The sequence below is a fragment of the Blastococcus sp. SYSU D00868 genome (assembly GCF_054050575.1).
Window position 1 is genome coordinate 72,598 of the sequence record NZ_JBJGZO010000021.1, and the last position, 8,210, is coordinate 80,807.

The window sequence follows — 8,210 nt, forward strand, 5'->3', positions numbered from 1 at the left end:
ATTCTGCGCAGCCCGGTGCGCCGCTGTCGCCGTCCTCGCGTCCGGCGCCGCCGTCGGCCCTACCGTGACCCTTGCCACACAGGCCCGGCTCCGCCAGCATCCGAACGGCGCCGGGCGCAGGCCCGGGTGCACCGACGACGACAGGGGGCACGCGTGACGGTGACCGGGGTCGGGGCGGCGCGGAACGTGGGCACCAGCGTGCGCCGGGTCGAGGACCCGCGGATCCTCACCGGCCGCGGCCGCTACCTCGACGACGTCGTCCTCCCGGGGATGCTGCACGCGGCCTTCCTGCGCAGCTACGCGCCGCACGGCCGGCTGCTGTCGGTGGACGCCGAGGCGGCCCGGCAGCTGCCCGGCGTCGTCGCCGTCTACACCGGCGCCGACATCCAGCGGCTCACCCAGCCGGGCAGGGCCGGCGCGATCGCCGGCATGGACCAGATGCCGGGCATGGCGATCCCCGCCGCCCACGCGCTGGCCACCGACAAGGTCCGCCACGTCGGCGACCCGATCGCACTGGTGGTGGCCGAGAGCCGCTACCTCGCCGAGGACGCCCTCGAGCTCGTCGAGGTCGACATCGAGCCGCTGGAGGCCGTGGTCAGCTACGCCGACGCGCTGGACCCGGCCAAGCCGCCGGTGTTCGACGAGGTCGGCTCCAACCTCGCCTTCTCGATGGAGCTGCCCCTCGGTGACGTCGAGGGCGCGTTCGCCCGCGCCGACCGGGTGCTGCGCACCACCGTCTCGGTGCACCGGCACCACCCGAACCCGATGGAGACCCGCGGCATCGTCGCCAGCTGGGACGACGCCGAGCAGAAGCTGACCCTGCACGCCAGCACCCAGTCCCCGCACATGCTCCGGCTGCTGCTCCCGCCGCAGATCGGCGTCCCCATGGAGCAGATCCGGGTGCTGGCGGCCGACGTGGGCGGGGGCTTCGGGCTGAAGAACAGCGTGTTCCGCGAGGACGTCGCCGTCGCTGCGGTGGCCAGGGACCTCGGCCGCCCGGTCAAGTGGGTGGAGGACCGGCTCGAGCACCTGTCCAGCGGTGGGCACGCCCGGGAGGAGAAGGCGGACGTCGAGCTCGCCGTGACCGACGACGGGCGGATCCTCGGCGCCCGCCTCGACCTCGTCCTCAACGTCGGCGCCTACCTGGCCGACCCGTTCCCCGGCTCGTCCATGGCGATGGCGGCCGTCATGTTCTTCCAGGGCCCGCTGCGGCTGGAGGGCCTGGCGGCGAAGGCCAGCAGCGTCTTCACCAACAAGGCCACCTACGTCAGCTACCGCGGGCCGTGGGCGACCGGCGACTTCCTGCGCGAGCGGTCGCTGGACATCGTGGCCCGGGAGCTGGGCCTGGACCCGGCGGAGGTCCGCCGCCGCAACTACGTCGTCCGGGGGGAGCCGCCGCTGGCGATGCTGACCGGCACCCCCTACACCGGCGTCACCACGCAGGAGTGCCTGGCCGAGGCGGTCCGGCTGATGGACGTGCCGGCCTTCCGGGAGCGGCAGCGCGCCGCCCGGGAGCAGGGCCGGTACCTCGGCCTGGGCCTGGCCGCCTACCTCGAGGGCGCCCCGCCGCCGAAGACCGGCGGTGAGCGGGCGCCCGACATCGTCGGCAACGAGACGACCCACCTGGCCGTCGACGAGCGGGGCAAGGTGGTCGTCACCACCCGCCAGCAGCCGCACGGGCAGGGCCACCAGACGACGCTGGCGCAGGTGGCCGCCGACGAGATGGGGGTGCGGTTCACCGACGTCGAGGTGCGCTGGGGCGACACCGACATCACCCCGGTCACGCTGATCGGCACCGGCGGCAGCCGGGCGGCGACGATGGCCAACGGCAGCGTGCTGCACGGCTCCCGGGCGCTGCGGGCGAAGGTCCTCGCACTGGCCGCCGAGCTGCTCGAGGCCGACGCCGCCGACCTGGAGCTGGTCGACAGCACCGTCTCGGTGCGCGGCACGCCGGGGGTGTCGCTGCCGCTGGCCGAGCTCGCCCGGATCGTCGCCGCCGAGCCGGAGCGGCTGCCGGCCGGCGCCGACCCCGACCTGCGGGTCACCGAGGAGTTCGACGGCGGCGAGGGTGGCTGGTCCGGCGGCGTGCACGCCTGCGTGGTCGAGGTCGACGTCGAGACCGGCCTGGTGGCCTTCGAGCGCTACGTCGTGGTCGAGGACTGCGGCGTGCCGGTCAACCCGGCGATCGTCGAGGGGCAGATCCGCGGCGGCGTCGCCCAGGCGGTCGGCGCGGTGCTGCTGGAGCACGCCGCCTACGACGAGGACGGCCAGTTCGTCGCCGCCTCCTTCCTGGACTACCTGATGCCGACCGCCACGCTCGTGCCCGACATCGAGGTCCACCACGTGCAGACGGTGCTCAACGACCCCGACGTCAACTTCCGGGGCGTGGGGGAGGGCGGCATGATCGTCGCGCCCGCCGCGATCACCAGCGCCATCGAGGACGCGCTCGCGCCGTTCGGGGCGCAGGTCCGCGAGCAGCACCTGCCGCCGTCGCGGATCCTGGAGCTGATCGGGGCGGTGCCGGTCCGATGAAGCCCGCACCGTTCGAGTACGCCGCGCCGGCCACCGAGGACGAGGTCCTCGACCTGCTGGCCGAGCACGGCGACGAGGCCAAGGTGATCGCCGGCGGGCAGAGCCTGCTGCCGATGCTGTCGATGCGGCTGGCCCGGCCGGCCGTGCTGGTCGACCTCAACGGGGTGGCGGAGCTGGCCGGCATCGCCGAGGCGGACGGCGGGCTGTCGTTCGGCGCCACCACCCGGGAGCGGACGGCGGAGCGCTCGGCGCTGGTCGCCGAGCGGGTGCCCGTGCTCGCCGAGGCGCTGCCGCTCATCGGGCACGAGGCGATCCGCAACCGCGGCACCATCGGCGGCAGCATCGCCCACGCCGACGCCTCCGCCGAGCTGCCCGCCGTCGCCGCGGTCACCGACGCCTCGCTGGTGCTCCGCTCCCGCGACGGCGGCGAGCGGGTGCTGACCGCCGCCGAGTTCTTCCTGGGCCACTACACGACCGCGCTCGGCGACGACGAGCTGCTCGCCGAGGTGCGGGTCCCCGGCACCCCGCCGGGCGCCGGCTGGGCGTTCACCGAGGTCGCCCGCCGGCACGGCGACTTCGCCCTCGTCGGGGTGGCCGCGATGGTCGCGCTCGACGGCGGGACGACGATCGACTCCGCGCGGCTGTGCCTCATCGGGGTCGCCGACGTGCCGCTGCGGCTGCCGGCGGTGGAGGCCTCCCTGGCCGGGGCCGCCGCCTCGGCGGAGACCTTCGCCGCCGCCGCCGAGGACGCCGTCGCCGACCTCGAGCTCGCCTCCGACGTCCACGGCAGCGGGGAGTTCCGCCGCCACCTCGCCCGGGTGACCGTCCGCCGGGCCCTCGCCGCCGCGGCCGACCGGGCAGGAGCACCCGCATGACCAGCAGCGCCAGCCGCACGGACATCACCCTGCGGGTCAACGGGCAGGAGCGGACCGGCGCCGCCGACGTCCGCACGACGCTGGCGGACTTCCTCCGCGAGGGCCTGGGGCTCACCGGCACGCACCTGGGCTGCGAGCACGGCGTGTGCGGCGCCTGCACCGTGCTGGTCGACGGCGCGGCCGTCCGGTCCTGCCTCATGCTGGCCGTCCAGGCGCGCGGCGCCGAGGTGACCACCGTGGAGGGCCTCGCCGACGGCGAGGAGCTGCACCCGGTGCAGCAGGCCTTCCAGGACAGCCACGCGTTCCAGTGCGGGTTCTGCACGCCCGGGTTCGTGATGACCACCGTCGCGTTGCTGGCCGAGGAGCCGGAGCCCAGCACGCAGCGGATCCGGGAGTGCCTGTCGGGCAACATCTGCCGCTGCACCGGCTACCAGAGCATCGTCGAGGGCGTGCGGCTGGCCGCCTCCCGCGCCGCCTCCCGCGCCGTCCCCTCCGGCGGCGCCGCGGACTGACCGAAGGCGCCGACCGACCGGCGGCGGCGCCGCGTGCGCCGCGCGACCCGCCGCGGCGGCACCGGACCGGCCGCCCCCGCGGCCCTTGTCATGCGTGTGACGACTGTTACAGACTTGCCGAACTGTCGATGGATCGCGGACCGGGACCACCGGCGCGGCCGGGCAGGGTTCCGACCTGTGGGAGCAGCTTGATGACAGCGGTGCAGAGCGAGACCGGGGTCCTGGCCGGCGACGACCGGATCCTCATCGACGGGGAGCTGGTGCACGCGGCCGGCGGGGCCTTCTTCGACGTGGAGAACCCGGCGCTCGGCGAGGTCGCCGGCCAGTGCACCGACGGCACCCCCGAGGACGTCGACCGCGCCGTCCGGGCCGCCCGGCGGGCCTTCGAGCAGACCAACTGGAAGCGCGACGTCGAGTTCCGCCACCACTGCCTGATGCAGCTGCACGAGGCGCTGAAGGAGGAGCAGGAGCGGCTGCGCCGGATCGTCGTCACCGAGACCGGCACGCCGCTGGCCGCCACCTACGGCATCCAGATCGCCCACCCCGTCGAGGAGTCGGCGTACTGGCCGGAGTTCGGGCGCAGGTTCGAGTACCTGCAGAACCTCGGCGTCGACTCGGCGATGGGCATGAGCTCGCGCCGGATCCTGCAGTACGACCCCATCGGCGTCGTCGCGGCGATCACGCCGTGGAACACGCCGCTGTACCTGAACGTCGCCGAGTCCGTCCCGCCGCTGATGGCCGGCAACGCCGTCGTCCTGAAGCCCGCGCAGCTGACCCCGTGGATGGGCACCGAGCTCGGCCGCATCGTCGCCGAGAAGACCGACATCCCGCCGGGCATCTTCAACGTGGTCGTCGGCGAGTCCAACGAGGTGGGCGGCGCCCTGGCCGCGCACCCGGACGTCGACATGGTCACCTTCACCGGCTCCACAGCGGTCGGCCGCTCGATCCTGGCCGCCGGCGCCTCGACGGTGAAGAAGGTCATGCTCGAGCTCGGCGGCAAGTCCAGCCTGATCGCGCTCGACGACGCCGACCTCATGGCCGTGCTGCCCGTCGCCGCCGGCACCGCCTGCTTCAACTCCGGCCAGAGCTGCACCCTGGCCAGCCGCATCCTGCTGCCGCGCTCCCGCTACGAGGAGGGCATCGCGATCCTCAAGGGCGCCATGGAGATGATGCCGTACGGCGACCCGTGGGACGTGAACAACATCCAGGGCGCCCAGATCAGCGCCACCCAGCAGCAGAAGGTGCTCGGCCTGGTCCGGTCGGCGGTCGCCGACGGCGCCCGGCTGGTCACCGGCGGCGAGGCACCGGACCACCTGCCCGGCTACTTCACCAAGCCGACGCTGCTCGCCGACGTGGACCCGAGGTCGCGGATCGGCCAGGAGGAGATCTTCGGCCCCGTCCTCACGGTGACCCCGTACGACACCGAGGAGGAGGCCATCGCCATCTCCAACGACACCATCTACGGCCTGTCCGGCGAGGTCGCCAGCGCCGACGAGGAGCGGGCGCTCGCCGTCGCGCTGCAGATGCGCGCCGGCACGATGGTCGTCAACGGCGGCTCCTACTTCGGCCTCAAGACCCCGCTCGGCGGTTACAAGCAGAGCGGGCTGGGCCGGCGCAACGGCCACTGGGGCTTCGAGGAGTACCTGGAGATCAAGGCGATCGGCCTGCCGCTGCGCGACGGAGACAACGGCCCGCACGTCGTCGACTGAGGCGACCGAGCGGCGGCGGACAGCCGACGGACGGCCCCGGCGAGCGCGCGCGCCGCGGCCGTCCCGCGGCCGGGCCCGCGCGGGCTTGCCCCCGCCCGCCCCCCGCGGTCAGGGTGTGTGCGACACCACAACCCTCGCCGAGCCGCCGTGGAGGCCGCCGTGGAAGCACACGTCGGAGACCGGATCGTCGTCCGTTCCACACACACCGGGGAGCCGGAGCGCACCGGCCGGGTGATCGAGTGCCACGAGCCCGACGGCGGGCCGCCGTACCGGGTCGAGTGGGACCCCGACGGGCACACCGGGCTCTTCTACCCGTCGGGGACCGCCAGCGTCATCCGAGAGAACGCCTGAGGCCCTGGGATGGCCAAGGAGACGGTCCCGGCGCCGGAGCCGCGAGCCGCCGAGCGGGTCCGCAACGTCGCCCTGGTCGGGCACGCCGGGGCGGGCAAGACCACGCTGGCCGAGGCGCTGCTGGTGGCCACCGGCGCGCTGCCGCGCGCCGGGCGGGTCGAGGACGGCACCACCTGCCTGGACGGCGAGGACGTCGAGGTCCGCCAGCAGCGCTCGGTGAGCCTCGGCGTCGCCACCGTCGAGCACGCCGACCACCGGATCACCCTGCTCGACACCCCCGGCTCGCCGGACTTCGTGGGCGAGCTGCGGGCCGGGCTGCGCGCCGCCGACGCCGCGCTCTTCGTGGTGTCGGCGGCCGCCGGGGTCGACGCGGCCACCGTGCAGCTGTGGGAGGAGTGCGCGGCGGTCGGGCTGCCGCGCGCCGTCGTCCTCACCCAGCTCGACCGCTCCCGCGCCGACGTCGACGACACCGTGCGCGCCTGCCAGACCATGCTGGGGGAGGGGGTGTTCCCGCTGCACCTGGTGCAGCGCGGCCCCGACGGCGGCGTCAGCGGGCTGGTGTCGCTGCTCGAGCCCCACCCCGACGCGGCCGACGCCGACCGGCTGCGCGCCGAGCTGATCGAGGCGGTGATCGGCGAGAGCGAGGACGAGACGCTCATGGACCGGTACCTCGCCGGCGAGGAGCTCGTCGTCGCCGACCTGGTGGCCGACCTGGAGACCGCGGTCGCCCGCGGCCACTTCCACCCCGTGCTCTGCGTCGCCCCGCTGACCGGCATCGGCGTGCCCGAGCTGCTCGACCTGCTCGTCGCCGCCTTCCCCTGCCCGCGGGAGCACGGCTGCCCGCACGTCACCCGCCCCGACGGCCGGCCCGCGCCCGCGCTGGTCTGCGATCCCGACGGCCCGCTGGTCGCCGAGGTGGTCAAGACGACCACCGACCCCTACCTCGGCCGCGTCTCGCTGGTGCGCGTGTTCTCCGGCACCCTGCGTCCGGACATCCCCGTGCACGTCTCCGGCCACGGGCTGGCCGACCGCGGCCACCCCGACCACGACGTCGACGAGCGGGTCGGGGCGATCTCCAGCCCGCTGGGCGCCACGCTGCGCCCGGTGGCCGCCTGCCCCGCCGGCGACGTGTGCGCCGTGGCGCGGCTGGGCTCGGCCGAGACCGGCGACACCCTGTCCAGCCCGGACGACCCCTACCTCATGACCCCGTGGGAGCTGCCCGTGCCGCAGCTGCCCGTCGCCGTCGAGGCCGCCTCCCGCGCCGACGAGGACCGGCTGGCCACGGCCCTGGCCCGGCTGGCCGCGGAGGACCCGACCGTGCGCGTGGAGCGCCGGCCCGACACCGGGCAGCTGCTGCTGTGGTGCGTGGGGGAGGGGCACGCCGAGGTGCTGCTGGACCGGCTGCGCTCCCGGCACGGGGTCGGGGTGACCACGGTGCCGGTCCGGGTGCCGCTGGTGGAGACCCTCGCCGGGCCCGCCCGGGTCACCGGCCGGCTGGTCAAGCAGTCCGGCGGGCACGGCCAGTACGCCGTCGTGGTGGTCGAGGCCGAGCCGGGCCCGCCCGGCTCGGGGATCGTGTTCGAGCAGCGGATCGTCGGCGGCACCGTGCCCGGCCAGTTCCACAGCAGCGTCGAGAAGGGCATCCGCACGCAGACCGCCCGCGGGGTGAACGGGGACCGGCCGCTGGTCGACGCCCGGTTCGTCCTCGTCGACGGCAAGGCGCACTCGGTCGACTCCTCCGACGCCTCCTTCCAGTCCGCCGGCGCGCTGGCGGTGCGGGAAGCCGCGTCGGCCGCCGGCACCCGGGTGCTGGAGCCCTGGTGCGAGGTCGCCGTGACGGTGCCCGGGGAGTACGTCGGGGCGGTGATGAGCGACCTGTCGGCCCGGCGGGCCCGGGTCACCGGCAGCGACGCCGACCCCGAGCGGGACCGGACGACGGTCCGCGCGGAGGTGCCCGAGGTCGAGCTGCTCACCTACGCCGGGTCGCTGCGGTCGGTGTCGCACGGCACCGGCGGGTTCACCCGGGCGCCGCTGGGCTACGAGCCGGCGCCGGCGAACCTCGCGGCGGCTAACCTGACCCCGGTCCCCGCCTGACCCCGGCCGGGATCAGCCCACCTGATCGTGGCGGGGGGGGGGCCCCCCCCCGGGGGGGGGGGGGGGGGGGGGGGGGGGGGGGGGGGGGGGGGGGGGGCGGGGGGCGGGGGGGGGGCCGGGGGGGCGGCGCGGGGGGG

Annotated in this window: 6 protein-coding genes; all 6 read left to right on the plus strand. The window is 75.5% G+C overall.

Translation table 11 applies throughout. The features are described from left to right. Positions 1-153: 153 nt before the first annotated feature. The 6 genes from ACI79F_RS17190 to ACI79F_RS17215 all read left to right on the plus strand — a co-directional run bounded on the left by ACI79F_RS17190 (position 154) and on the right by ACI79F_RS17215 (position 8,073). Positions 154-2,532 carry a xanthine dehydrogenase family protein molybdopterin-binding subunit gene (locus ACI79F_RS17190; RefSeq protein WP_456546656.1) on the plus strand — a complete coding sequence of 793 codons (2,379 nt, stop codon included), beginning with the start codon at positions 154-156 and terminating at the stop codon, positions 2,530-2,532. Continuing rightward, positions 2,529-3,407, plus strand: coding sequence for an FAD binding domain-containing protein (locus ACI79F_RS17195; RefSeq protein ID WP_456546657.1), 879 nt, complete (start codon positions 2,529-2,531; stop codon positions 3,405-3,407). The genes ACI79F_RS17190 and ACI79F_RS17195 overlap by 4 nt, the downstream gene beginning before the upstream one ends. Continuing rightward, the gene (locus tag ACI79F_RS17200) at positions 3,404-3,919 is read left to right on the plus strand and encodes a (2Fe-2S)-binding protein (protein WP_456546658.1); all 516 of its coding nucleotides are present in this window, start codon (positions 3,404-3,406) and stop codon (positions 3,917-3,919) included. The genes ACI79F_RS17195 and ACI79F_RS17200 overlap by 4 nt, the downstream gene beginning before the upstream one ends. A 191-nt stretch (positions 3,920-4,110) precedes the next feature. Further along, positions 4,111-5,628 carry an aldehyde dehydrogenase family protein gene (locus ACI79F_RS17205; RefSeq protein ID WP_456546659.1) on the plus strand — a complete coding sequence of 506 codons (1,518 nt, stop codon included), beginning with the start codon at positions 4,111-4,113 and terminating at the stop codon, positions 5,626-5,628. A gap of 159 nt (positions 5,629-5,787) precedes the next feature. Continuing rightward, a complete protein-coding gene (locus ACI79F_RS17210) occupies positions 5,788-5,979 on the plus strand; it encodes a DUF1918 domain-containing protein (RefSeq protein WP_456546660.1) in 192 nt (63 codons plus the stop codon). Positions 5,980-5,988: 9 nt separating this feature from the next. After that, positions 5,989-8,073, plus strand: a complete 2,085-nt coding sequence (locus ACI79F_RS17215; protein ID WP_456546661.1) for an elongation factor G-like protein EF-G2 — start codon at positions 5,989-5,991, stop codon at positions 8,071-8,073. Positions 8,074-8,210 lie beyond the last annotated feature (137 nt).